Genomic DNA, 24,006 nt, shown 5'->3' with positions numbered 1-24,006 from the left:
GCGGCCGGAGGGCTCGGGGCACGGCTCTGAGAGACTGGGCGCGATGAACGAGACTGCGTCCCTGAGAGCCCGAGCCGAGATCGACCTCGCCGCACTGCGCGCGAACGTGCGCGTTCTGCGCGCCAGGGCCTCCGGCGCGCAGCTCATGGCCGTGGTCAAGTCCGACGCGTACGGGCACGGCGCGGAGCGCTGCGCGCGCGCAGCGCTGGAGGCCGGGGCGACCTGGCTCGGCACCGCGACCCCGCAGGAGGCGCTGGCGCTGCGCGCCGCCGGTCTCGGCGGCCGGGTGATGTGCTGGCTGTGGACGCCGGGCGGGCCCTGGCGCGAGGCGATCGAGGCCGACGTCGACGTCTCGGTGAGCGGGATGTGGGCGCTGCGCGAGGTCACCGCGGCGGCCGGGGAGGCCGGACGCCCCGCCAGGATCCAGCTCAAGGCCGACACCGGCCTCGGCCGCAACGGCTGCCAGCCCGCCGACTGGGCGGAGCTGGTCGCCGCCGCCCGCGCGGCCGAGCGGTCCGGCACCGTCCGCGTCACCGGTCTCTGGTCCCATTTCGCCTGCGCCGACGAGCCCGGCCACCCCTCGATCACCGCCCAGCTGGAGACCTTCCGCGACATGGTGGCGTACGCGGAGAAGGCCGGCATCGAACCCGAGGTGCGACACATCGCCAACTCCCCGGCCACGCTCACGGTCCCCGAGTCGCACTTCGACCTGGTGCGGACCGGGATCGCCATGTACGGCATCTCGCCGAGCCCCGAGCTGGGCACCCCCGCCGACTTCGGGCTCCGCCCGGTGATGACGCTCGCCGCCTCGGTCGCCCTGGTCAAGCGGGTGCCCGCCGGGCACGGCATCAGTTACGGGCACCACTACACGACGTCCGGCGAGACCACGCTCGGCCTGGTGCCCGTCGGGTACGCGGACGGCATCCCGCGCCACGCCTCGGGGCGCGGCCCCGTCCTGGTCGGCGGGGTCCGGCGGACCGTCGCGGGCCGGGTGGCCATGGACCAGTTCGTCGTCGACCTGCACGGCGACGAGCCGGCGGTGGGCAGCGACGCGGTGCTGTTCGGCCCGGGGGACCGGGGCGAGCCGAGCGCCGAGGACTGGGCGCGGGCCGCCGACACCATCGCGTACGAGATCGTCACCCGCATCGGCGGACGGGTGCCGCGCGTCTACCGGGACGACGCCTCCTAGGGCGTGTCCTCGTGGACGGTGCCCGCAGGACCCCCGACACAGCCCGGAGCCGCACCGGGAAATCTCTCTGACCAGGCACGATCGAAGCCCGGCCGGTTCCGGCCGGGACGGGACGACCGACGGACGAGGAGTGCGGCACGGTGAGTGGGATCAGCGCGCAGGACGCGGCGGCGGCCGCTTCGGCGGCCGGATGGCGCCGGGCCGGGATCGCGGGGGCGGCCATAGGCGTGCTCGCCGCCGGGGCCGCGGCCGGTGTCGCGGTCGAGCGGCTGACGGTCGGCCGGGGCATGCGCAAGCGGGCCCGGCTGGCCCTGGACGCCACCGGACCGTACGGATCGCTGCGCGGGCTGCCGGGACGGGCCGTCGCCGACGACGGCACCGAGCTGTACTACGAGATCGACGAGGCCGGGCCGGCGGCCGGCGCCGGGGCGGGCGGCGCGCCCGCCGCCGGACACCGCAGGCGGCGGCTCTTCGGGCGCAAGGCCCCCGCCCCCGCCACCGTCGTCTTCAGCCACGGCTACTGCCTCGGCCAGGACTCCTGGCACTTCCAGCGGGCGGCCCTGCGCGGTCTCGTGCGCACCGTCCACTGGGACCAGCGCAGCCACGGCCGCTCCGAGCGCGGCCGGGCCCAGGCGCAGGGCGTGCACGTCGGCATCGACCAGCTGGGCCGCGACCTCAAGGCGGTCATCGACGCCGCCGCCCCCGAGGGGCCGCTGGTCCTGGTCGGCCATTCCATGGGCGGGATGACGGTGATGTCGTTCGCCGACCAGTACCCGGAGCTGATGCGCGAGCGCGTCGTCGCCGTCGCCTTCGTCGGCACCTCCAGCGGCCGGCTGAACGAGGTCAGCTTCGGGCTGCCGGTGGCCGGGATGAACGCCGTGCGGCGGGTGCTGCCCGGTGTGCTGAAGGCGCTCGGCTCCCAGGCGGAGCTGGTGGAACGGGGCCGGCGGGCCACGGCGGACCTGTTCGCCGGGCTGATCAAGCGCTACTCCTTCGGCTCCCGGGACGTGGACCCGGCCGTCGCCCGGTTCGCGGAACGGCTCATCGAGTCCACGCCCATCGACGTCGTCGCGGAGTTCTACCCCGCCTTCGCCGAGCACGACAAGACCGACGCCCTGCACCTCTTCCGGGACGTGCCCGTGCTGGTCCTGGCCGGGGACAAGGACCTGGTGACCCCCAGCTCGCACAGCGAGGCCATCGCCGACCGGCTGCCCGACGCGGAACTGGTCATCGTCCCGGACGCCGGGCACCTGGTGATGCTGGAGCACCCCGAGACGGTGACCGACCGCCTCGCGGACCTGCTGGTGAGGGCGGGCGCCGTTCCCGAGGCCGAGAGGCCCTAGGGCCTGTCCGACCATTCCCGTCTGCCGTGCGACGCCCCGCACGCACTCTCGGCGCACCGGACGCCGCCCGGCCCGCCCTCCGGGCGGACGACGGGAACGGCCGGACAGGCCCTAACGTTGGCGGGCATGGAAGCACCGCACAACGGCCCGGCCGCCGAGCCCGGCCCCGGCACCGTCACCCTGACGCTCACCGTCGATTCCCCCGAACAGATGCGGGCCCTGGGCCGCCGCGTCGCGTCCGTGCTGCGCCCCGGCGACCTGGTGATGCTCACCGGCGAACTGGGCGCCGGGAAGACCACCCTGACCCGAGGCCTGGGCGAGGGGCTGGGGGTGCGGGGCGCCGTCACCTCGCCGACCTTCGTCATCGCCCGCGTCCACCCCCCGCTGGGCGACGGCCCCGCCCTGGTGCACGTCGACGCCTACCGGCTGGGCGGCGGGCTCGACGAGATGGAGGACCTGGACCTGGACGTGTCGCTGCCGGAGTCGGTGGTGGTCGTCGAATGGGGCGACGGCAAGGTCGAGGAGCTGTCCGACGACCGGCTCCGGGTGCTGATCGACCGGGCGGTCGGCGACACCGACGACGAGCGGCGCGTGGTGACGCTCGTCGGCGTCGGCGCCCGCTGGTCGGGGCTGCGCTCCTCGTCCTGGGCGCCCTGGGAGACGGCCCGGTAGCCGGGGTGCCGGGGTCGTTCCCGACGCCCGGCAGCCGGGGTGCCGGGCGGTGTTTCCGACAAGGTGTCGGGAAGATGTTGCGCCGGGCGGTGCGCGCGTGGTCACATGGAGGACGAGAGCAGGTTAGGTCTGCCTAACGTGCCTTCCCGCAGAGCCCCAGGAGGCGTCCATGCCGACACCGGAGCGCGAAGCCCGACCGCCGCGGGCGGTATCGATGAGAGACCTGCTCGCCGCGGGGGCCGCGGCCACCGCGGTCTCCACCCCGCCCGCCTGCCCGCCGCCCGGAAACAGAACGCCCGCGCCGCGCGAGAGCACGGGCGCGGGCGCGCGACGGTCCTGAGACGGGGCGGCGGCCCCGGGAAGAGGAAGGCGCCGCGGCACCTCCCACCGGTCCTACGGGACCACGACCACCTTCGCGTTCACCGTGGCGAAGGTCCACACCGCGTCGCCGTCCGCCCGCGCCATGCGCACCCCGCCCGCCTTCACCGAAGGATCGGGGGCGTCCATCGAGCCGTCCTGGGCCGCGCTGAAACCGATCGTCACATCGTCGACTGAGGTGAAGCGGACCACGTGCTCGATCGGCACCCCGTCCGAACCGGTGACCTTGCCGGAGCGCGAACCGACCCGGTAGGTGCCCGGCGCCGGGGAGACCGTGCCCGGCATCACCTCGAAGGTCCGGGTCGCCTTGTTGTGCGCGTCCACCAGCCACACCCGGCGGTCGTGCAGCGCGTAGACCACGCGCGTCCCGGCCCCCGAGGCGGCCGGCACCGCGAGCGGGTCCCGCTTCGGCTTCGGCTTGACGGCGTGACCGTCCTCGGCCGGGGCGCTGGCGGAGGCCTTCGGGGTGACGGAGAGGTTGTCGGGGACGTTCGCCGACGCCTGGTAGGCCAGGAAGCCGACCACGGCGACGGCCGCCGCGGTGAGCCCGGCCACGATTCCCGAGCTGCGCCTTGACACCGTGCGGCCCCTTTCGCCGTTCTCCGCGTCCACGCGTGTGCGGTATGTCGTACAAGCGTTTACACGTATTTCGCGTGCACCCGGTGACGGTAGCAGCCGGGGCGGCCGCTCCCGGGACGCCGTACGGGGCGCCGCCCCGCCCGCGGCGGCGCCGTAGGCTGTTTGCGTGCTCTTGCTCGCCATGGATACCGCCACCCCCGCCGTCACCGTCGCCCTCCACGACGGGACCCGCGTCGTCGCCGAGTCCGGCCAGGTCGACGCCCGTCGGCACGGGGAACTGCTCCTGCCCGCCGTCGACCGGGTCCTCGCCGAGGCCGGGACGACGCTCGACGCCGTGACGGGCGTGGTCGTGGGCGTCGGCCCCGGCCCCTACACCGGACTGCGGGTCGGCCTGGTCACGGCCGCCACCTTCGGCTCCGCGCTCTCCGTCCCCGTGCACGGCGTCTGCACCCTGGACGGCCTCGCGTACGCGGCCGGACGGGCCGGGCTCACCGGCCCCTTCGCCGTCGCGACGGACGCCCGCCGCAAGGAGGTCTACTGGGCGCGCTACGAGGACGCCCGCACCCGGACCGAGGGGCCCGCCGTCGACCGGCCCGCAGACCTGGCCGAACGGCTCGCCGGACTGCCCGTCGTCGGTGCCGGCGCGGTGCTCTACTCGGAGGCCTTCCCCGACGCGCGCGGCCCCGAGCACGTGGCGGCCGGCGAGCTGGCCGCCCTCGCCGCCGAACGGCTGGCCGCGGGAGAGGCGCTGCTGCCCCCGCAGCCGCTCTACCTCCGCAGGCCCGACGCGCAGGTGCCGAAGAACTACAAGGTGGTCACGCCCCAGTGACCGTCACGACCGCGGTGCTGCGCGAGATGCGCTGGTGGGACATCGAACCGGTGCTCGCCCTGGAGCACGAGCTGTTCCCGGAGGACTCCTGGTCGTCCGGCATGTTCTGGTCCGAGCTGGCCCACGCCCGGGGCGCCGGGGCCACCCGCCGCTACGTCGTCGCCGAGGACCCCGCCACCGGCCGGATCACCGGCTACGCGGGCCTCGCCGCCGCAGGCGACCTCGCCGACGTCCAGACCATCGCCGTCACCCGCGACCACTGGGGCGGCGGGCTCGGCGCCGCGCTGCTGACCGACCTCCTCAAGCACGCCACGGCCTTCGAATGCGCCGAGGTGCTGCTGGAGGTCCGCGTCGACAACCTCCGGGCGCAGAAGCTCTACGAACGCTTCGGCTTCGAACCGATCGGCTTCCGCCGCGGCTACTACCAGCCCGGCAACATCGACGCGCTCGTCATGCGCCTCCACCTGCACGAGGAGCTGGGCGGCGACACGGGCGACGACGCACACCACGACGTACCGGGGCACGCACCGGGAACAGGAACAGAGACTGACTGATGGCTGACGAACCGCTCGTACTCGGCATCGAGACCTCCTGCGACGAGACCGGCGTCGGCATCGTCCGGGGGACGACGCTGCTCGCCGACGCCGTCGCGTCCAGCGTCGACACCCACGCCCGCTTCGGCGGCGTCGTCCCCGAGATCGCCTCCCGCGCCCATCTGGAGGCCATGGTCCCCACGATCGAGCGCGCCCTGAAGGAGGCCGGGGTCAGCGGACGCGACCTCGACGGCATCGCCGTCACCGCCGGACCCGGCCTCGCCGGAGCCCTGCTCGTCGGCGTCTCGGCCGCCAAGGCGTACGCGTACGCCCTGAACAAGCCGCTCTACGGGGTGAACCACCTCGCCTCGCACATCTGCGTCGACCAGCTGGAACACGGTCCGCTGCCCGAGCCCACCATGGCGCTCCTGGTCAGCGGCGGGCACTCCTCGCTGCTGCTCGCCCCGGACATCACCGCCGACGTACGGCCGCTCGGCGCGACCATCGACGACGCGGCGGGCGAGGCCTTCGACAAGATCGCCCGGGTGCTGAACCTCGGCTTCCCCGGCGGCCCCGTCATCGACCGCCTCGCGAAGGAGGGGGACCCGGCCGCCATCGCCTTCCCGCGCGGACTGACCGGCTCGCGCGACCCCGCGTACGACTTCTCCTTCTCCGGGCTGAAGACCTCCGTAGCCCGCTGGATCGAGGCCAAGCGCGCCGCGGGCGAGGAGGTGCCGGTCCGGGACGTGGCGGCGTCCTTCCAGGAGGCCGTGGTGGACGTGCTCACCCGCAAGGCCGTCCGCGCCTGCAAGGACGAGGGCGTCGACCATCTGATGATCGGCGGCGGCGTCGCGGCCAACTCCCGGCTGCGGGCCCTCGCGCAGGAGCGCTGCGAGCGGGCCGGCATCCGGCTGCGCGTGCCCCGCCCCGGTCTGTGCACCGACAACGGGGCCATGGTCGCCGCGCTCGGCGCGGAGATGGTGGCCCGCAACCGCCCCGCCTCCGACCTGGAGCTGTCCGCGGACTCCTCGCTGCCGGTCACCGACCCGCACGTCCCGGGCGCGCACGCGCACGACCACGACCACGTGCACGAGATCAGCAAGGACAACCTCTACTCATGAGCGGGACGACCGTCGCCCTGATGTGGGAGGCCCGCGCGGCCGGGGGCCGGGGTGCGGAGCTGCTGGAGTGGGCGCGGGCCCAGGCCGCCCTCCTCGCCCGGACGCCGCTGCGCAGCGAACTGCTCCGTGCCCCGCAGGACCGGGTGCTCGTCATCACCTGGTGGGAGGGCGGCCTCGGCGACACGTTCCCCGAACTGCCCGAACCGGACACGGACGCCGTCACCCGGCCGGTGCATCGCTGGCGGTTCGAGTCCCTGGGGCCGGCGGAGGGCTGAGCGCGGCGGCCGGGCGGCGCGGCCGGGTGGCCGGCCCGGAAACTTCCGAAAAGAATTTCCGGGGCGCTGTCGATCCGGCGGCCGCCCGTTCGACGCAGGGGTGAGAGGCGGGGGAACGGACCCCGCCCTCCCGACCCGAGGAGTCACCATGCCGCGCTTCATGTCGCTCATCCGCCTGGACGAGCGGGCCGCCGAGTCCTACGAGCCCGACCCCGGCTTCGACGAGCGCGTCACCGCGCTCTTCGAGGAGATCAACAAGGCGGGCGTGATGCTGGACACCGCCGGTCTCACCCCGACGGCCCAGGGCACCCGCGTCCACTGGTCCGGCGGCACGCTCAGCCACACCGACGGCCCCTTCACCGAGACCAAGGAGGTCGTCGGCGGCTACGCCATCCTCCAGTGCAAGGACAAGGAGGAGGCCCTGGAGTGGGCCCGCCGCTTCCTGAGCGTCCACCCGGAGAGCTGGAACGTCACCTGCGAGGTCCGGGCCATCGACGAGCCCGCCGGCTGACCGGACGCCCCCGCCGCCCCCGGCCGCGTTTGCCCGGCCGGGGGCGGGCTGCTCTGATGGGTGGCCGTGACGGCAGCGGGCGCGGTGGAGACGGTGTTCCGGATCGAGTCCGCGCGGATCATCGCGGGGGTCGCCCGGATCGTCCGCGACGTGGGCATCGCCGAGGAACTGGCCCAGGACGCCCTCGTCGCCGCCCTGGAGCGGTGGCCGGAGTCCGGCGTCCCGGACAACCCGGGGGCCTGGCTCATGGCCAGCGCCCGGCACCGCGCCATCGACCTCGTGCGCCGCCGCGAGACGTACGCCCGCAAACTCGCCGAGATGGGCCGCGACCCGGACGCCCTGCCCCGGGCGGACGACCCCGGCGACACCGACCCCGACTCCATCGACGACGACCTGCTGCGGCTGATCTTCACCGCCTGCCATCCGGTGCTCTCCACCGACGCCCGGATCGCCCTCACGCTGCGCCTGCTGGGCGGCCTCACCACCGAGGAGATCGCCCGCGCCTTCCTCACCTCCGAGGCGACGGTGGCCCAGCGGATCGTCCGCGCCAAACGGGCCCTCGGGCGGGCCGGGGTCCCCTTCGAGGTGCCGTACGGCACCGAGCGCACCGCCCGGCTCGGCTCGGTGCTGGAGGTGATCTACCTCGTCTTCAACGAGGGCTACGCCGCCACCGCCGGCGACGACCTGCTGCGCCCGGCGCTCTGCGAGGACGCGCTGCGGCTGGCCCGGGTCCTCGCCGGACTGATGGAGCGCGAACCCGAGGTGCACGGGCTGGCCGCCCTGCTGGAGCTCCAGGCCTCGCGCACCGCCGCCCGCACCGGGCCGGACGGCGCCCCGGTCCTCCTCGCCGCCCAGGACCGCACCCGCTGGGACCGGCTGCTGATCCGCCGGGGCCTCGCCGCCCTGCTCCGCTCGGCGGAGACGGCCGCCGACGCGGGCACCGGACTCGGCCCCTACGGCCTCCAGGCCGCCATCGCCGCCTGCCACGCGCGCGCGGTGCGCTACGAGGACACCGACTGGCCGGCCATCGCCGCGCTCTACGGCCGGCTCGCCGCCCTCACCCCGTCCCCGGTGGTCGAGCTGAACCGTGCCGTCGCCGTCGCCATGGCCGAGGGCCCGGCCGCCGGACTCGCCCTGGTCGACGCGCTGGCCGCCGACCCCGCGCTCCGCGCCTACCACTTGCTGCCCAGCGTGCGCGGGGATCTGCTGGAGCGGATGGGGCGTACGGACGAGGCGCGCGCGGAGTTCGTACGCGCGGCGGAGCTGACCCGCAACGCACGGGAACGGGCCCTGCTGCTGGACCGGGCCGGCCGATGAGTTCCGGGCCCGCCGCCGGTCTACCCCGTATCGCGTTCCGCACCACCGAGTGGAGGAGAAGACCATGCCGAAGGTCACCACGTTCCTGTGGTACGAGAAGGGCCAGGCCGAGGAGGCGGCGGACTTCTACGTCTCCGTCGTCGGCGGCGACTCGCGCGTCCTGGAGGTGACCCGCTGGACCGCGGCCTCGGTCGGCGAGGAGGGCGCGGTGATGACGGTGCGCTTCCAGCTGGACGGCACCGAGTACATCGCGTTCGACGGCGGCCCCGAGTTCCCCTTCACCGAGGCCGTGTCGCTCTCCGTCGACTGCGCCTCGCAGGAGGAGGCCGACGAGCTGTGGGCGAAGCTCACCTCGGACGGCGGCGAGGAGGGCCGGTGCGGCTGGTTGAAGGACCGCTTCGGGGTCTCCTGGCAGATCGTCCCGCCGGGCCTCGGCGAGGCCCTGACCGACCCCGACCCGGAGAAGGCGGCACGGGCCATGAAGGCGATGATGGGCATGAAGCGCCTGGACATCGAGGCCCTGCGCAACGCCTGACCGCCGCGGCGGCCGGGACCCCGTCCGGCGCTGGGTAGGGTCGGGGCCATGTCCGCCCGCCCGGCGCTGCCGCCGCCCCCGCCGCCCGTGGAGATACGCACCTGGCCCGACCGGGGAGCCCTGCTCGCCGACCGGGCCCATGTCCTCGGGGCGCTGGTGCGGACGCACCTGGGCCCCGGCCGGTTCGCGCTCCTGTGGACGTGGGGGCTGCTCGCGGCGCTCGGCTGGTCGCTGACCGCGACCGCGCTCATCACCTTCGAGGAGTCGTACGACGTCGTCTCCGCGATCCTCGGCGTGGTGCTGATCGCGCTGGGCGCCGCCTGTCTGGTGCCCGCCGTGATCCTCGTGGTCGTGTGGCTGCGCCGGGACCGCGCGGTGCGCCGGCTCCTCGCGCAATGGGGGCGGCTGGACCGTGATCCGGCACGTGACGCCGCGCTGCGCCTGCCGGGGGCGAGCCTCGGCTGGCTGCTGCCGTCCTTCGCGCTCTGCGCCCTCGGGCTGTACGCCTGCGTCGTGGTTCCGGCGGGCGCGGTGCGCGGCCAGGACACCTACGGGCTGATGGCCCTGATCATGGGCCTCGGTCTCCTCTGCTGGCTCATCGGCCTCATCGGCGTCACCAAGGCCTTCCGGCACCGCCGTTGGGTTCTCTCCCTCCTGGGGCAGGCCCTGGCGGGCACCCCCGCGGCCGGCCGGACCGAAGCGTCAACGGGCGGCGCCCACCGCTGACTTCGGCCCTACCCTTGGTCCGTACACGAACACCGCAGGGGGAGGCGTCATGGAGTGGTACTGGTGGGTGCTCATCATTTTCTGGACGGGCGGATTCGGCTGGGTGGTCGACAACGTCCGTACGGCGCTGCGCAACCGGCACGCCCGCAGGCTCGAACTGCTGGAGGCCGGTAAGCAGGAGCGGCTGGCCGTCGAGGCGGCGAACCGGCCGCCCGAGCCGGTCTGCGGCTGCACGCACCACCTCGCCAAGCACGACAAGCAGGGCCGCTGCCACGAACGCGTCGAGGTGCCGACCGCCTGGGACGAGCAGAAGAAGCCGGTGCGCTTCGAGTCCGGGCAGTGCAACTGCCAGCAGTACGTGGGCCCGCAGCCGCTCTCGCGGGTGTACGCCGACGAGCTGACCGATCTCGGCTGAGCCCGCCTACCGGTGGCCGGCCTCCGGGCCGGTCACCGGGCGGCCGACCAGCATCGTCGGCACGTCCGCGACCCGGGTCAGGAAGACGGTCGCCGCGTTCGGCCCGTGGAGCTTCATCTTCCTGCGCAGTTCCTCCGGTTCGACCGCAGAACCGCGCTTCTTGACCGTGAGGACACCGACCTCCCGCTCCCGCAGCAGCGCCTTGAGCCGCTTCACGTGGAACGGCAGCCGATCGGTGATCTCGTACCCGGCCGTGAACGGCGACTCGTACAGCTCGTCACTGGTGATGTACGCGATCATCGGGTCGATCAGCCGGCCCCGGCAGCGCTCCACGATCTCCGCGACCAGATGCGCCCGGATCACCGCGCCGTCCGGCTCGTACAGATAGCGGCCCACCGGGCCCACCGGCGGGGCGGGGAGCGCGGCCGGCGCGGACAGGGTGGCCCCCGACGGAAGCACCGTCGCGCGGAACGCCCCGGCCGTGAAGCCCTCGCCGAACCACAGCACCGCCTCCTTCACCTCGCCCCCGTCCGAGATCCACTCGGCCTCCGCGCGCGGGTCGATCGCCTCGTGCGGGACCCCCGGGGCGATCTTCAGCGCGGCCCGGGGAGCCTTCACCGCGGCCCCGGTCGCCCAGGACAGCGGCGGTGAGTACGCCTCCGGATCGAAGATCCGGCCCCGCCCGCCGCGCCGGGCCGGATCGACGAACACCGCGTCGTACGGCCCGGTGCCGATGTCCGCGACATCCGCGCACCGCACCTCGATCAGCCCGTCCAGCCCGAGCGCGGCCGCGTTGGCCCGCGCGACCTCGGCCGTCAGCGGATCGCGGTCCACGGCGAGCACCGCGATCCCGGCCCGCGCGAACGCGACGGCGTCGCCGCCGATCCCGCAGCACAGATCGGCGACGCTTCGCACCCCCGCCTCCGCGAACCGCCGCGCCCGGTACGAGGCCACGGAGGTCCGGGTCGCCTGCTCCACCCCGTGGGGCGTGAAGAACATCCGGTGCGCGTCCTCGGCACCGAACTTCGCCACCGCCCGCTGCCGCAGCCGGGCCTGCCCCAGGGCCGCCGAGACGAGCGCGGCCGGATGGTCGCGGCGCAGCCGGGTGGCGGTGGCCAGTTCGGCGGCGGGGTCGTAGTCGCGCAGCCCGGCCAGCAGCTCGGCCCCCTCGGGGGTGCGCAGGGCCCGGAAGGCGGTGAGGGCGTCGGAATCACCGGACGGGCCGGTCGGGGCGAGAGCGTTCACCCGCCCCATTGTGGGCCAGTCGGCTGCGCGCCAGCCGGGGGACCGTGTGCGGCGGGCGCTGTGTCGGCCCGGCCGCCCGGTTCCGGGCTGGCAGGATGCGGCGCCATGCAGCCAGTACGACAAAAGGAAGAATTCCTCATGAAATGGCGCAGACCGGTTCAGACGGCAGGCGGGCGGGGGCGCGGACGGACCGGCGCCGGGCATCTGCGGCGCCGGCCCGGTTTCGCGGTCCTCGCCGCGCTGCTGGTCGCCGCCGTCGGTTCCGGCTGCGCGGCCGAGACCGGCGAGACGCGGGCGACCGACCCGGTGAAGGCCGCCGCGGCCCGTGCCGGACAGCCGGGCGGACCCGCGGCCGGACCCCCGGCCGGAGCGGCCGGCTCGGTCGCCGGACAGGCGGAGAAGGCCCGCAGGGCGCAGGCCGCCCGCGCGGTCGCCGCCAAAAAGTGGGGGCTGGCGAAGACCCCGCTGACCCCGCCGCTGCCCCCGGCCGTCAAACCGCGCCTCACCACCCGCAAGGGCTTCGAGGTCGAGGGCGGCGACGCCTCGCTCCCGCCGGTCTTCACCACCGTCCCCACCAAGGAGAAGGTCGTCTTCCTGACGATGGACGACGGGGACGACAAGGACCCCGAGCTGATCAGGATGATGTCGGAGCTGAACATCCCGTACAGCGCCTTCCTCACCGACTACCTGGTGCGCGACGACTACGCCTACTTCAAGGAGGCCGAGGCCCGCGGCGCCGTCATCGGCAACCACACCCTGAACCACCGCTATCTGCCGGGGCTCTCGTACGCGGAGCAGAAGCGAGAGATCTGCGACCAGCAGGACATCCTCCAGCAGCAGTACGGCGAACGCCCCCGGCTCTTCCGGCCGCCGTACGGCAACTACAACGGCGACACCCTGCGCATCGCCAAGTCCTGCGGCGTCACCGCCGTACCGCTCTGGGCGGCCGAGGCCTTCCCCGACCACATGGAGTGGCGCGAGGAGGACCGGGACCTGCACCCCGGCGACATCATCCTCACCCACTTCCGGGGCGAGAAGGACTGGAAGGGCAGCATGCCCGACCTGATCCGCTCCGTCATGAAGGTCATCACCGACAAGGGCTACGCGGTGGCCCGGCTGGAGGACTACGTATGAGAAGCGCGCACCGGCTGCTGGCCGGACTGCTGACCGCCGGTGCGCTCCTCACCGCCACCGCGGGGTGCGCGCAGTCGGTCGACCCGATCGAACGGCTGGGGCGCAAGGCCGCTCAGCGGATGAACCCCTCGCCCGCCGCGAAGCGGGCCCGGCCCGCCTCCGTGCGCGGCGACCACGGGGCCCCCGGGGCGATGGTCGTCGTCGCCTGCGGCCGCCCGGCGGCGGGCCCGGGATCCGGGGCGCGGCCGGTCCACCGGTGGCCGGCGCGGTCCGGGGCGAAGGCGGCCGGGGCGGCGCCCTCGGGGTGCGCCGCGCGGTAGTGGCTGTGCCAGGACACCAGCGCCAGCACGCAGAAGACGCCCGCCGCGATCAGCTGCACGATGCCCGCCAGCGGCAGCCCGTGACGCAGCAGCACCAGGCCGATGAGGCAGACGGCCGCGGCGAACGAGCCGAGGACGAGCGTGGTCGTCCAGTCCATCGGGGGCGGACCGGGATCCGGGACGGGCGGACGGGAGAAGTCCCGCTCCGGCTGGTCCGCGAGGAAGACCACCATCCCGCAGACCAGCACCTCCAGGCCGGTGGCGAGCAGACCGGCCGTCAGGTCGAGGGCGTTCCGGACGAGGGAGCCGGGGCGGGCGGGGGCCGGGCGGCCGATGCCGGGGGCGGGAGGGCGCATGACGCCACCGTCCTCCGGAACGGACCGCCCGGCCCCCGCGTTGTCCTTACGGTGACCCGAACGTTGCGGGCGCGCAGCCGTGCGTACCGTCGCCCCGGAGAGGGATCCCGGGCCGCCACGAGCGGCGCGCGTTGGCACTCCGCTTGACCGAGTGCTAATCGCGGTCATAGTCTCGGTTCTGGCACTCCCCGAGGGAGAGTGCCAGCAGTTCCGTGCGACCGACCGGTCCGGCACCCGCGACGACGGGCCCATGCGGTCGCCACCCCACACTTTTGACCCCGTGAGATCTCCGAAGGGGGAGACCGGATCGTGTCGACCGCCAGCTCCAAGGTTGCGATCAAGCCGCTTGAGGACCGCATTGTGGTCCAGCCGCTCGACGCCGAGCAGACCACGGCCTCCGGCCTGGTTATTCCGGACACTGCCAAGGAGAAGCCCCAGGAGGGCGTCGTCCTGGCCGTGGGTCCGGGCCGCTTCGAGAACGGCGAGCGTCTGCCGCTCGACGTCAAGACCGGCGATGTCGTGCTGTACAGCAAGTACGGCGGCACCGAGGTGAAGTACAACGGCGAGGAGTACCTCGTCCTCTCGGCTCGCGACGTTCTCGCGATCATCGAGAAGTAATTCACCCACCATCGCTTTCTTCTGCGCCCCTGGCCCCCAGCGAAATGACTAGCCGGGCGGCAGGGGCGCAGTTTTCTTGTATTCGAGAGGACAGTTCAGCTCCATGGCGAAGATCCTGAAGTTCGACGAGGACGCCCGTCGCGCCCTTGAGCGCGGCGTCAACAAGCTTGCCGACACGGTCAAGGTGACGATCGGCCCCAAGGGCCGCAACGTCGTCATCGACAAGAAGTTCGGCGCCCCCACCATCACCAACGACGGTGTCACCATCGCGCGCGAGGTCGAGCTGGACGACCCGTACGAGAACCTCGGTGCCCAGCTGGTGAAGGAGGTCGCGACCAAGACCAACGACGTCGCGGGTGACGGTACGACCACCGCCACCGTCCTCGCCCAGGCGCTCGTCCGCGAGGGTCTGCGCAACGTCGCCGCCGGCGCCTCCCCGGCCGCTCTGAAGAAGGGCATCGACGCCGCGGTCAAGGCCGTGTCCGAGGAGCTCCTCGCGACCGCCCGCCCGATCGAGGACAAGTCCGACATCGCCGCCGTGGCCGCGCTCTCCGCGCAGGACACCCAGGTCGGCGAGCTCATCGCGGACGCGATGGACAAGGTCGGCAAGGACGGCGTCATCACCGTCGAGGAGTCCAACACCTTCGGTCTGGACCTCGACTTCACCGAGGGCATGGCCTTCGACAAGGGCTACCTGTCGCCGTACATGGTGACCGACCAGGAGCGTATGGAGGCCGTCCTCGACGACCCGTACATCCTGATCCACCAGGGCAAGATCGGCTCGATCCAGGAGCTGCTGCCGCTCCTGGAGAAGGTCATCCAGGCCGGTGGCTCCAAGCCGCTGCTGATCATCGCCGAGGACGTCGAGGGCGAGGCCCTGTCGACCCTGGTCGTCAACAAGATCCGCGGCACCTTCAACGCCGTCGCGGTGAAGGCTCCGGGCTTCGGCGACCGCCGCAAGGCCATGCTCGGCGACATCGCCACCCTCACCGGTGCGACCGTCATCGCCGAGGAGGTCGGCCTCAAGCTCGACCAGGCCGGTCTGGACGTGCTGGGCACCGCCCGCCGCGTGACCGTCTCCAAGGACGACACCACCATCGTCGACGGTGGCGGCAAGTCCGACGAGGTCGCCGGCCGCGTCAACCAGATCAAGGCCGAGATCGAGGCCACGGACTCCGACTGGGACCGCGAGAAGCTCCAGGAGCGTCTGGCGAAGCTGGCCGGCGGTGTCTGCGTGATCCGCGTCGGTGCGGCCACCGAGGTGGAGCTCAAGGAGAAGAAGCACCGTCTGGAGGACGCCATCTCCGCGACCCGCGCCGCGGTCGAGGAGGGCATCGTCTCCGGTGGTGGCTCCGCCATCGTCCACGCCGTCAAGGTCCTTGAGGGCAACCTCGACAAGACCGGCGACGAGGCCACCGGTGTCGCGGTCGTCCGCCGCGCCGCCGTCGAGCCGCTGCGCTGGATCGCCGAGAACGCCGGCCTCGAGGGTTACGTCATCACCTCGAAGGTCTCCGAGCTCGACAAGGGCCAGGGCTTCAACGCCGCCACCGGCGAGTACGGCGACCTGGTGAAGGCCGGCGTCATCGACCCGGTCAAGGTCACCCGCTCCGCCCTGGAGAACGCCGCCTCCATCGCCTCCCTGCTGCTCACGACCGAGACCCTGGTCGTCGAGAAGCCGGCCGAGGAGGAGCCGGAGGCCGGTCACGGTCACGGCCACGCGCACTGACGCACGGCACCCGCCGCACCAGCGGTGAGGCCCGGCACCCCCTCGGGGTGCCGGGCCTTCGCGCGTCCGGTCCCGGTCCGGCCGGCGCGGTGGACTACCGCGGCCCGTACTTTCGACCGGTACGGGAGGTGACCCCGCCGAGCAGTCCGCGCGGCGTCACCTTCACCAGTCCCATGAGCGCCTTGTACCGGGGATCGGGCACCGACAGCGACTTCCCGCGCGCCAGGTCCGCCAGCGCCGTCGCCACCAGCTTGTCGGCGTCCAGCCACATCCAGCCCGGGATGTTCTCCGTGCCCATCCCGGCCCGCTGGTGGAACTCCGTACGGACGAAGCCGGGGCAGAGCGCCATCAGCCGCACCCCGGAACCGGCCAGGTCCCGCGCCGCGCCCTGGGTGAACTGCACGACCCACGCCTTCGAGGCCCCGTAGGTGCCGCGCGGCACGAACGCGGCGACGGAGGCCACGTTGACGACCCCGCCCCTGCCCCGCTCCCTCATCGCCGCCGAGGCCGCCGAGGTCAGCCGCAGCACCGCCTCGCAGTGCACCTTGAGCATCGTCAGCTCGTCGGCCATCGGCACGTCCAGGAACTGGCCCTTGTTGCCGAACCCGGCGTTGTTGACCAGCAGATCGACCGGGCGGGCCGTGTCGGATAGCCGCTTCTCGACCGAGGCGATCCCGTCGTCCCGGGACAGGTCGGCGGTCAGCACCTCGGCCTCGATGCCGTGCCGGTCGTGGAGTTCGGTGGCCTGCTCCCGCAGCCGTTCGGTGTCACGGGCCACCAGCACGAGATCGTGACCCTGGGCCGCGAGCCGCCGTGCGAAGGCGGCCCCGATGCCCGCGGTCGCGCCCGTAATCAGTGCAGTCGTCATACGCGGCACGTTAACGCGTGCCCCCGTGGTCCCCGTGCGCCCCCGGGGTTCCGGCCCGCTGTCCCTGGTCGACCACGACGAACTGGCCCATCATCCCGGTGTCCTCGTGGGAGAGCAGATGGCAGTGGTACATGTACGGGGTGTCAGGATCGGCGGGTCCGTCGAAGCGCAGGGCGAGCTTCACCGTGGTGCCCATCGGGACCGCCACCGTGTCCTTACGGCCGCGCAACTCGGGCTCCGGGGGCCGCCCGTTCACCTCCAGGACCCTGAACTGCACGTCGTGGATGTGGAAGTTGTGCGTCATGTCGCCGCCGTTGCGGACCGTCCAGGTCTCCGTGGTGCCGCGCACCACCGTCTCGTCGACCCGGTCCATGGCCATCGGCTTCCCGTTGATGCCGGACCGGCGCAGCTCGAAGTACCGTCCGTGCGCGGCGTCTTCGCCGTCGGGCAGCTCCAGCCCCGGCTCGCCGAGCGCGGCGGGCACGGCGGGGGAGGGGCGCAGGGTCCTCGCCGCGCGCAGTTGCAGGACGTCGAAGGAGTCGTCGCCCCCGTTGAACCGCTTCTCCCAGAAGTCGCCCCGGCGCCACGGATAGCTGCGCAGCACGGTCCGCTCGCCCGGCCGCATGGTCACGACGATCTCGGCGCGCTCGCCGGGCGAGAGCTGGATCCGGTCCAGGGAGGCGGGCCTCTCCAGCAGTCCGCCGTCCGTGGCGATCAGGTCGAAGGAGCGGTCGTCGTCGAAGCCGAAGGTGTAGACGCGGGCGGTGGACGCGTTGAGCAGCCGCAGGCGTACGCGTTCGTCGCGGACCTCGGCGTACGGGCCGAGGGTGCCGTTGACCAGCGTCCGGTCCCCGAGGAAGCCCGTGTTGGCGAGGAAGGAGTGCCCGTGGTCGAGGCGGTCCCCGTCGAAGCGGACGTCCTGCACGATGACCGGCAGGTCGTCCACGCCGTACGTCTTCGGCAGCGCGAGGTCCCGGGAACGGTTGTCGTCGAGCAGGAACATCCCGGCCAGCCCGCGCTGGACGTGCCGTTCGGTCGCCCCGTGCGGATGCGGGTGGTACCAGAGGGTCGCGGCCGGCTGGTCGACCGTCCACGACGGCGACCAGCTCCCGCCCGCCGCCACCATCTGATGCGGTCCGCCGTCCATCGCGGCGGGCAGGTGCATGCCGTGCCAGTGCACGCTGGACGCCTCGTCCAAGGCGTTGCGGACCCGCACCTTCACGCGCTCACCGCGCTTCGCGCGCAGTGTCGGCCCCAGATAGCTGCCGTTGAACCCCCAGGTCGGCGTCGCCCTGCCGGGCCGGAACTCCGTCTCGCCCGACTGCATCCGGAGGTCGAAGACCCGGGTGCCGTCCGCCGTCACGGTGGACGGTGCCAGGGGCGGCACGGCCAGCCGCCGGTTGAAGTCGACCTTTCCCACCGTGCTCACATCGGCCCGCGTCCACAGCCAGGCGAACCCGCCGCCGGCCGCCGCCCCCAGTACCCCCAGCACCACGGCCACCGTGATCAGCACCCGTCGCAGCCGCCGCCGTCCCCTGCTCTTCTCCATGGCGTCCAGGCTTCCGCCCCCGGACACCCCGGCACATGGGGCCGATCCCTGACGTGCCCCTGACCGGGCCCCTAGGCGGTGGGGGCGGACGGCTCAGGAGACCGTCGCGCGCTGCTCCTCGTACGCACGCGCCGCGCGCAGCGATTCGGGGTGCAGGGCCTCACCGGCCGCGAGGATGCGCGGCAGCAGGTCGCGCCGGGTGGTCACGGCCCGGAACTGCATCTCGACCGTCACCTCGTGGTCGGGGCGGTGCACGATCTCCACCGGGTCGCCGGCCCGGATGCTGCCCGGAGTGATCACCCGGAGGTACGCCCCGGGGGCACCGGCCCGGGTGAACCGCTTGACCCACCGCTCGGCGCCGAGGTGGCCGGCGAAGGTGCGGCAGGGGATCCGGCCGGAGGTCACCTCCAGGACCAGTTCGTCGCCGATCCGCCAGCGCTCCCCGATCAGCGCGCCGCTGACGGCCAGTCCGCGCGTGGTCAGGTTCTCGCCGAAGGCGCCGTTGGCCAGGGGGTGGCCCAGCACCCGTTCCCAGGCGTCGAGTTCCTCGCGCGCGAAGGCGTACACGGCCTGGTCGGAGCCGCCGTGGTGGCGCAGGTCGCAGACCGCGTCCCCGGCCACGCCGCTGCCGCCCTCCCCCTTGGCCCCGGGGTCCGCGACGCGGACGGAACCCTCCACGGGGTGCTTGTCGATCCCGGTCACGCCGCCCGGGGAGTCGGTGTGGACGGACCTGGTGGGGCGCCCCGCGTTCACGGTCAGCACAGTCATCGCGTTCATACCCGCACGCTAGCGACTCCTGACCCAAAGCTGCTGGTCAATAATTCGCATCCCATCCAAGCATCACTTATAGTCGAAGGGTGATCGAAGCCCGTCATCTCCGTGTCCTGCGCGCCGTGGCCACCACCGGATCCTTCTCCGCCGCGGCTCGCGAGCTGGGCTGCACCCAGCCCGCCGTGAGTCAGCAGATGAAGGCCCTGGAGGCCTCCGCCGGCACCCCGCTGCTGATCCGCACCGGACGCGAGATGCGGCTGACCCAGGCCGGAGAGGCGCTGGTGCGCCACGCCTCGGGCATCCTGGCCGGGCTCACCGCGGCCGAGGAGGAGGTCGCCGCCATCGCCGGACTGCGGGCCGGCCGGGTCCGGCTGGTCTCCTTCCCCAGCGGCAGCTCCGGCCTGGTCCCGGGCGCCCTCGCGGCACTGCGGGCCGCCCATCCGGGCACCCGGGTCTCCCTGGTCGAGGCCGAACCGCCCCGCTCGGTGGAGATGCTGCGCGAGGGCGACTGCGACATCGCGCTGGCCTTCCGCTACGGCACCCCGGGCGCCGAATGGGACGACCTGGTGGTCCGGCCGCTGCTCACCGACCGGCTGACCGGCCTGGTCCCGGACGGGCACGCGCTCGCGGAGCGGACCGAGGTGGGCATCGGCGAACTGGCCGAGGAGTCATGGATCGCGGGCTGCCCGCGCTGCCGCCGCCAGCTCGTGGAGGTCTGCGAGGAGTCCGGCTTCACCCCGCGCATCGACTTCGCCACCGACGACTATCCGGCGGTGGTCGGGCTGGTGGGCGCCGGGCTCGGGGTGGCGGTGCTGCCGGCGCTCGCGATCGAGTCGGTACGCCCGATGGGCGCCAGGACCGTCACGGTGGAGCCGGCCATCGAGCGCGAGATCGTCGCGCTGACCCTGCCCGATCTGGCGCAGGTCCCGGCCGTGGCGGCCACCCTGGACCAGCTCTCCCTGGCGGCTGCCCGCTGAGCGTGTGCCCATGGTGCGGCGATGCGGTGAAAGAACGTTTGAAGGAACGTTTCTTCCCTGTTGTCGTACGGAAGAGTCAGCCGTGTCCCGGCGGGGACGCGGGCGCGGCGGCCGTGATCAGCCGGTTGCGGGCGCGGCCCATCAGCTCCTCGCGTTCGTCCTCGGTCAGGCCGCCCCACACTCCGTAGGGCTCGCGTACGGCCAGGGCGTGGGCCGCGCACTCGGCGCGCACCGGGCACCGCATGCAGACCTCCTTGGCCGAGGTCTCGCGGGCGCTCCGGGCGGCTCCGCGTTCCCCCTCGGGGTGGAAGAAGAGCGAGCTGTCGACTCCTCGGCAGGCCGCCAGCAGCTGCCAGTCCCACAGATCGGCGTTGGGTCCGGGAAGGCGGGAGAAATCTGCCATTGCTTGTCTCCTCGAAACCGTGCTGAGTCGGAAGCGTCGTGGTCATCGTCTGAGACTGTGCCCATGACCGTACATCTACGGTGCTAGTAGATGTAAATATGACTGATTGCGAATCTAGCCACAGACACCAGCAAAAGGGAAGAAATCCCGCTAAATGGGGCATGTGTTCGCGAAAAGTTTCGGTTGAGGACTGGACAAACCCGTGGCGCTCTCCTCCGTACACGTGACCTCACGTAGAGTGCCGAATTCGGTTGTCCGACCCGTAACTCTTTCGAGTGACCATCGTTGAGAGGGCGGAAGCGGTTGACAGAGAAAGCGATCGGGCAGGTGTCCGAGAGCGTCAACCGCACAGGTGACGACTTGTAACAGCCTGGAGGCTCAAGGTGACGCGCATCAGCTGCGGAGGGCGGTCATGACTTCCGTCCTCGTCTGCGACGACTCCCCGCTTGCCCGAGAGGCGCTCCGTCGCGCGGTCGCGACCGTGCCCGGCGTCGAGCGTGTGACGACGGCGGCCAACGGCGAGGAAGTCCTCCGCCGCTGGGGCGCCGACCGTTCGGATCTGATTCTCATGGATGTGCGCATGCCCGGACTGGGGGGTGTGGAGACCGTCCGGCGGCTCCTCTCCGCCGACCCGGGGGCACGGATCATCATGCTGACCGTCGCGGAGGACCTGGACGGCGTCGCGCTCGCGGTCGCCGCGGGGGCCCGCGGCTATCTCCACAAGGACGCCTCCCGGGCCGAGCTGCGGGCGACCGTCACCCAGGCGCTGGCCGATCCGACGTGGCGGCTCGCCCCGCGCCGGCTGCGGTCGGCCGAGATGGGGGCGGCGCCCACGCTCACCGCTCGGGAGATCCAGGTCCTCGAAGGCATGAGCCACGGCCGTTCCAACGCGGAGATCGGGCGCGAGCTGTTCCTCTCCGAGGACACGGTGAAGACGCACGCCCGGCGGCTCTTCAAGAAGCTCGGCGCCTCGGACCGCGCGCACGCCGTGGCGCTCGGCTTCCGCTGGGGCCTGGTCCGATGAGGGACCGGCCGTGACCGGCCGGCGCATCCACACCCCGTCCGCAAGCCGGCGGACGGGGAGGCCCGGGCAGGCCCCCGTCCGGAGGGGTCCGGCCCCGGCCGCACCCCGCCGCCACGGCGGCATGTGACGCTTCCCGGCCGATGACGCATCCTTGATACGTGGAGTTCCTCGGGAACGATTCGGTCGAGCGGAAGGGGAGGGCGCAGGACATGACTTCCGGCGCACCCGCTCATAACGCTTCGGTGCACAACTACGGACGCGGTGCCGCGGACGGCGCCGCGCCGGGGCACCATGGTTCGATGCGCGACGACGGAACGACGGTGATCGGTGCTCTGGTGCACCGTGCCGTCGAGGGGGACGCGCAGGCCACGCACGATCTGCTGGCCCATGTACACCCCCTCGCGCTGCGCTACTGCAGGTCCCGGCTGAACCGGCTGCCCGGTGACGCCCGCCACTTCGTGGAGGACCTGGCCCAGGAGGTCTGCGTGGCGGTGCTGATGGCACTGCCGCGCTACAAGGACACCGGCAGGCCCTTCGAGGCCTTCGTCTTCGCCATCGCCGGCCACAAGGTGGCCGATCTCCAGCGGGCCGCGATGCGGCACCCGGGATCGACCGCCGTGCCCTCCGACGAGATGCCGGAGCGGCCGGACGACTCCCTGGGCCCGGAGGAGCGCGCCCTGCTCAGCAGCGACGCCGCCTGGGCCAAGAAGCTCCTCGCCAACCTTCCGGAGAACCAGCGCGAGCTGCTGGTCCTCCGGGTCGCCGTCGGACTCACCGCCGAGGAGACCGGGCAGATGCTCGGCATGTCCCCGGGCGCGGTCCGGGTCGCCCAGCACCGCGCTTTGAGCCGGCTGAGGGCCCTCGCGGAACAGTGAACCGGGGCCCGGCACGGGCCCCGGGGGCGTACGGCACCGCCGTAGGAAGCTACAGAACCTCCAGGTGATCTTGCTCGTGGAATGAGACACCTCCTGAGGCCGTTAGCATGGACATCCGCACCGATCAAGGCCATTTGGGGAAGGTGTCATGACTGCAAACGTCGACGGAGTGCCCGAGAAATTCGCGACGCTCGGGCTGACATACGACGACGTGCTGCTGCTGCCGGGCGCATCCGAGGTGCTCCCCAACGCGGTCGACACCTCGACGCTCATCTCGCGCAACGTCCGGGTCAACATCCCGCTGCTCTCCGCCGCGATGGACAAGGTGACCGAGGCCCGCATGGCCATCGCCATGGCCCGTCAGGGCGGCGTCGGCGTGCTGCACCGCAACCTGTCCGTCGAGGACCAGGTCAACCAGGTCGACCTGGTGAAGCGCTCCGAGTCCGGCATGGTCACCGACCCGATCACGGTCGGCCCGGACGCCACGCTCGGCGACGCGGACGCGCTCTGCGCCAAGTTCCGCATCAGCGGCGTCCCGGTCACCGACCGGGCCGGCAAGCTGCTCGGCATCGTCACCAACCGCGACATGGCCTTCGAGTCGGACCGTTCGCGCCAGGTGCGCGAGGTCATGACGCCGATGCCGCTGGTCACGGGCCGGGTCGGCATCTCCGGCGTGGACGCCATGGAGCTGCTGCGCCGCCACAAGATCGAGAAGCTTCCGCTGGTCGACGAGGCGGGTCTGCTCAAGGGCCTCATCACGGTCAAGGACTTCAAGAAGGCCGAGCAGTACCCGAACGCGGCGAAGGACGCCGACGGCCGGCTGCTCGTCGGCGCCGCCGTGGGCGCGAGCCCCGAGGCGCTCGACCGCGCCCAGGCGCTGGCCGAGGCGGGCGTCGACTTCCTGATCGTCGACACCTCGCACGGCCACAACAGCAACGCGCTCAACTGGATGGCCAAGATCAAGTCGGCCGTGAACGTGGACGTCATCGGCGGCAACGTCGCGACCCGCGACGGCGCCCAGGCCCTCATCGACGCCGGTGTCGACGGCGTCAAGGTCGGGGTCGGCCCCGGCTCCATCTGTACCACCCGCGTGGTCGCCGGCATCGGCGTCCCGCAGGTCACCGCGATCTACGAGGCCGCCCTGGCCGCCCGCGCGGCGGGCGTCCCGGTCATCGGCGACGGCGGCCTGCAGTACTCGGGCGACATCGGCAAGGCGCTCGCCGCCGGCGCCGACAGCGTGATGCTGGGCTCGCTCCTCGCGGGCTGCGAGGAGTCCCCGGGCGAGCTGCTCTTCATCAACGGCAAGCAGTTCAAGTCGTACCGCGGCATGGGCTCGCTGGGCGCCATGCAGTCCCGCGGACAGGGCCGGTCGTACTCGAAGGACCGCTACTTCCAGGCCGAGGTCTCCTCCGACGACAAGCTCGTCCCCGAGGGCATCGAGGGCCAGGTCCCCTACCGCGGCCCGCTGGCCAACGTGCTGCACCAGCTCGTCGGCGGCCTCCGCCAGACCATGGGCTACGTGGGCGCCGCCTCCATCGACGAGATGGAGAGCAAGGGCCGCTTCGTCCGCATCACCTCGGCGGGCCTCAAGGAGAGCCACCCGCACGACATCCAGATGACGGTCGAGGCACCGAACTACAGCAGGAAGTAACGCGACAACGCAGGTGAGGGGCGGACCGGGGTTCCCGGGACCGCCCCTCACGTGCGTGTCGGGGAT

Annotated in this window: 26 protein-coding genes; 19 read left to right on the top strand and 7 right to left on the bottom strand. The window is 72.8% G+C overall.

Features of this window, described 5'->3' with window-relative positions; genetic code table 11:
* Positions 1-43 precede the first annotated feature (43 nt).
* The 3 genes from alr (at position 44) to tsaE (ending at position 3,204) form a co-directional block, all read left to right on the top strand.
* Positions 44-1,189 (top strand): alanine racemase, encoded by a 1,146-nt coding sequence (gene alr / locus ACFVDM_RS17485; protein ID WP_383639920.1) that lies wholly within the window; start codon positions 44-46, stop codon positions 1,187-1,189.
* 140 nt (positions 1,190-1,329) lie between these two features.
* A complete protein-coding gene (locus ACFVDM_RS17480; RefSeq protein ID WP_383639917.1) occupies positions 1,330-2,532 on the top strand; it encodes an alpha/beta fold hydrolase in 1,203 nt (400 codons plus the stop codon).
* Positions 2,533-2,658: 126 nt separating this feature from the next.
* Positions 2,659-3,204 (top strand): tRNA (adenosine(37)-N6)-threonylcarbamoyltransferase complex ATPase subunit type 1 TsaE, encoded by a 546-nt coding sequence (tsaE, locus tag ACFVDM_RS17475; protein WP_383639914.1) that lies wholly within the window; start codon positions 2,659-2,661, stop codon positions 3,202-3,204.
* Between the two features lie 393 nt (positions 3,205-3,597).
* On the opposite strand, the gene ACFVDM_RS17470 is transcribed toward tsaE, so the two are convergent.
* Positions 3,598-4,137 carry a hypothetical protein gene (locus tag ACFVDM_RS17470; RefSeq protein ID WP_383640148.1) on the bottom strand — a complete coding sequence of 180 codons (540 nt, stop codon included), beginning with the start codon at positions 4,135-4,137 and terminating at the stop codon, positions 3,598-3,600.
* A gap of 205 nt (positions 4,138-4,342) precedes the next feature.
* Here ACFVDM_RS17470 and tsaB point away from each other — a divergent pair, with 205 nt between their 5' ends.
* From tsaB to ACFVDM_RS17425, 9 genes are all read left to right on the top strand, one after another.
* A complete protein-coding gene (gene tsaB, locus ACFVDM_RS17465; RefSeq protein WP_383640145.1) occupies positions 4,343-4,990 on the top strand; it encodes a tRNA (adenosine(37)-N6)-threonylcarbamoyltransferase complex dimerization subunit type 1 TsaB in 648 nt (215 codons plus the stop codon).
* On the top strand, positions 4,987-5,544 hold the full coding sequence (rimI, locus tag ACFVDM_RS17460) for a ribosomal protein S18-alanine N-acetyltransferase (RefSeq protein ID WP_383639911.1): 558 nt from the start codon (positions 4,987-4,989) through the stop codon (positions 5,542-5,544). Before tsaB ends, rimI begins: the two co-directional genes overlap by 4 nt.
* The gene (tsaD, locus tag ACFVDM_RS17455; protein WP_383639908.1) at positions 5,544-6,644 is read left to right on the top strand and encodes a tRNA (adenosine(37)-N6)-threonylcarbamoyltransferase complex transferase subunit TsaD; all 1,101 of its coding nucleotides are present in this window, start codon (positions 5,544-5,546) and stop codon (positions 6,642-6,644) included. The genes rimI and tsaD overlap by 1 nt, the downstream gene beginning before the upstream one ends.
* Complete coding sequence (locus ACFVDM_RS17450) at positions 6,641-6,919, top strand: hypothetical protein (RefSeq protein WP_383639905.1); 279 nt, start codon at positions 6,641-6,643, stop codon at positions 6,917-6,919. The genes tsaD and ACFVDM_RS17450 overlap by 4 nt, the downstream gene beginning before the upstream one ends.
* A 148-nt stretch (positions 6,920-7,067) precedes the next feature.
* Positions 7,068-7,430, top strand: coding sequence for a YciI family protein (locus ACFVDM_RS17445; protein WP_383639902.1), 363 nt, complete (start codon positions 7,068-7,070; stop codon positions 7,428-7,430).
* 66 nt (positions 7,431-7,496) lie between these two features.
* Positions 7,497-8,747 carry an RNA polymerase sigma factor gene (locus ACFVDM_RS17440; protein WP_383639899.1) on the top strand — a complete coding sequence of 417 codons (1,251 nt, stop codon included), beginning with the start codon at positions 7,497-7,499 and terminating at the stop codon, positions 8,745-8,747.
* Positions 8,748-8,811: 64 nt separating this feature from the next.
* On the top strand, positions 8,812-9,282 hold the full coding sequence (locus ACFVDM_RS17435; RefSeq protein WP_383639895.1) for a VOC family protein: 471 nt from the start codon (positions 8,812-8,814) through the stop codon (positions 9,280-9,282).
* 48 nt (positions 9,283-9,330) lie between these two features.
* Entirely contained in the window at positions 9,331-10,008 is a 678-nt protein-coding gene (locus ACFVDM_RS17430) for a hypothetical protein (RefSeq protein ID WP_383639893.1), read from the top strand.
* Positions 10,009-10,057: 49 nt separating this feature from the next.
* On the top strand, positions 10,058-10,423 hold the full coding sequence (locus tag ACFVDM_RS17425; protein WP_383639890.1) for a hypothetical protein: 366 nt from the start codon (positions 10,058-10,060) through the stop codon (positions 10,421-10,423).
* Between the two features lie 6 nt (positions 10,424-10,429).
* Here the strand turns inward: ACFVDM_RS17425 and ACFVDM_RS17420 are convergent, their stop codons facing one another.
* Positions 10,430-11,677, bottom strand: a complete 1,248-nt coding sequence (locus ACFVDM_RS17420; RefSeq protein WP_383639887.1) for a methyltransferase domain-containing protein — start codon at positions 11,675-11,677, stop codon at positions 10,430-10,432.
* Between the two features lie 129 nt (positions 11,678-11,806).
* Between ACFVDM_RS17420 and ACFVDM_RS17415 the strand changes: the two genes are divergently transcribed.
* Complete coding sequence (locus ACFVDM_RS17415) at positions 11,807-12,802, top strand: polysaccharide deacetylase family protein (protein WP_383639884.1); 996 nt, start codon at positions 11,807-11,809, stop codon at positions 12,800-12,802.
* 112 nt (positions 12,803-12,914) lie between these two features.
* Here the strand turns inward: ACFVDM_RS17415 and ACFVDM_RS17410 are convergent, their stop codons facing one another.
* A complete protein-coding gene (locus ACFVDM_RS17410) occupies positions 12,915-13,478 on the bottom strand; it encodes a hypothetical protein (protein WP_383639881.1) in 564 nt (187 codons plus the stop codon).
* 309 nt (positions 13,479-13,787) lie between these two features.
* Between ACFVDM_RS17410 and groES the strand changes: the two genes are divergently transcribed.
* On the top strand, positions 13,788-14,096 hold the full coding sequence (gene groES, locus ACFVDM_RS17405) for a co-chaperone GroES (protein ID WP_018101172.1): 309 nt from the start codon (positions 13,788-13,790) through the stop codon (positions 14,094-14,096).
* 103 nt (positions 14,097-14,199) lie between these two features.
* Positions 14,200-15,822 (top strand): chaperonin GroEL, encoded by a 1,623-nt coding sequence (gene groL / locus ACFVDM_RS17400; RefSeq protein WP_383639877.1) that lies wholly within the window; start codon positions 14,200-14,202, stop codon positions 15,820-15,822.
* 94 nt (positions 15,823-15,916) lie between these two features.
* Here the strand turns inward: groL and ACFVDM_RS17395 are convergent, their stop codons facing one another.
* The 3 genes from ACFVDM_RS17395 to ACFVDM_RS17385 all read right to left on the bottom strand — a co-directional run bounded on the left by ACFVDM_RS17395 (position 15,917) and on the right by ACFVDM_RS17385 (position 19,007).
* Positions 15,917-16,690, bottom strand: a complete 774-nt coding sequence (locus tag ACFVDM_RS17395) for an SDR family NAD(P)-dependent oxidoreductase (protein WP_383639874.1) — start codon at positions 16,688-16,690, stop codon at positions 15,917-15,919.
* Between the two features lie 10 nt (positions 16,691-16,700).
* The gene (locus ACFVDM_RS17390; protein WP_383639871.1) at positions 16,701-18,239 is read right to left on the bottom strand and encodes a multicopper oxidase family protein; all 1,539 of its coding nucleotides are present in this window, start codon (positions 18,237-18,239) and stop codon (positions 16,701-16,703) included.
* Positions 18,240-18,332: 93 nt separating this feature from the next.
* Entirely contained in the window at positions 18,333-19,007 is a 675-nt protein-coding gene (locus ACFVDM_RS17385; protein WP_383640143.1) for an MOSC domain-containing protein, read from the bottom strand.
* A gap of 89 nt (positions 19,008-19,096) precedes the next feature.
* Between ACFVDM_RS17385 and ACFVDM_RS17380 the strand changes: the two genes are divergently transcribed.
* Positions 19,097-19,987: a LysR family transcriptional regulator gene (locus ACFVDM_RS17380; RefSeq protein ID WP_383639868.1), complete on the top strand. Its 891-nt coding sequence runs from the start codon at positions 19,097-19,099 to the stop codon at positions 19,985-19,987.
* A gap of 76 nt (positions 19,988-20,063) precedes the next feature.
* Here ACFVDM_RS17380 and ACFVDM_RS17375 read toward each other — a convergent pair whose 3' ends face one another.
* Positions 20,064-20,390 carry a WhiB family transcriptional regulator gene (locus ACFVDM_RS17375; protein WP_018101161.1) on the bottom strand — a complete coding sequence of 109 codons (327 nt, stop codon included), beginning with the start codon at positions 20,388-20,390 and terminating at the stop codon, positions 20,064-20,066.
* A 412-nt stretch (positions 20,391-20,802) separates the two neighbouring features.
* Between ACFVDM_RS17375 and ACFVDM_RS17370 the strand changes: the two genes are divergently transcribed.
* From ACFVDM_RS17370 to guaB, 3 genes are all read left to right on the top strand, one after another.
* A complete protein-coding gene (locus ACFVDM_RS17370) occupies positions 20,803-21,414 on the top strand; it encodes a response regulator transcription factor (RefSeq protein ID WP_003948568.1) in 612 nt (203 codons plus the stop codon).
* 299 nt (positions 21,415-21,713) lie between these two features.
* Positions 21,714-22,289, top strand: a complete 576-nt coding sequence (locus ACFVDM_RS17365) for a sigma-70 family RNA polymerase sigma factor (protein ID WP_018101160.1) — start codon at positions 21,714-21,716, stop codon at positions 22,287-22,289.
* A gap of 148 nt (positions 22,290-22,437) precedes the next feature.
* Entirely contained in the window at positions 22,438-23,940 is a 1,503-nt protein-coding gene (guaB, locus tag ACFVDM_RS17360; protein ID WP_383639865.1) for an IMP dehydrogenase, read from the top strand.
* Positions 23,941-24,006: the final 66 nt, after the last annotated feature.

It is taken from the genome of Streptomyces sp. NPDC057682, assembly GCF_042799575.1.
In the GTDB taxonomy this organism is placed as follows: domain Bacteria; phylum Actinomycetota; class Actinomycetes; order Streptomycetales; family Streptomycetaceae; genus Streptomyces.
This window is presented reverse-complemented; position numbering and strand designations above follow the sequence as displayed.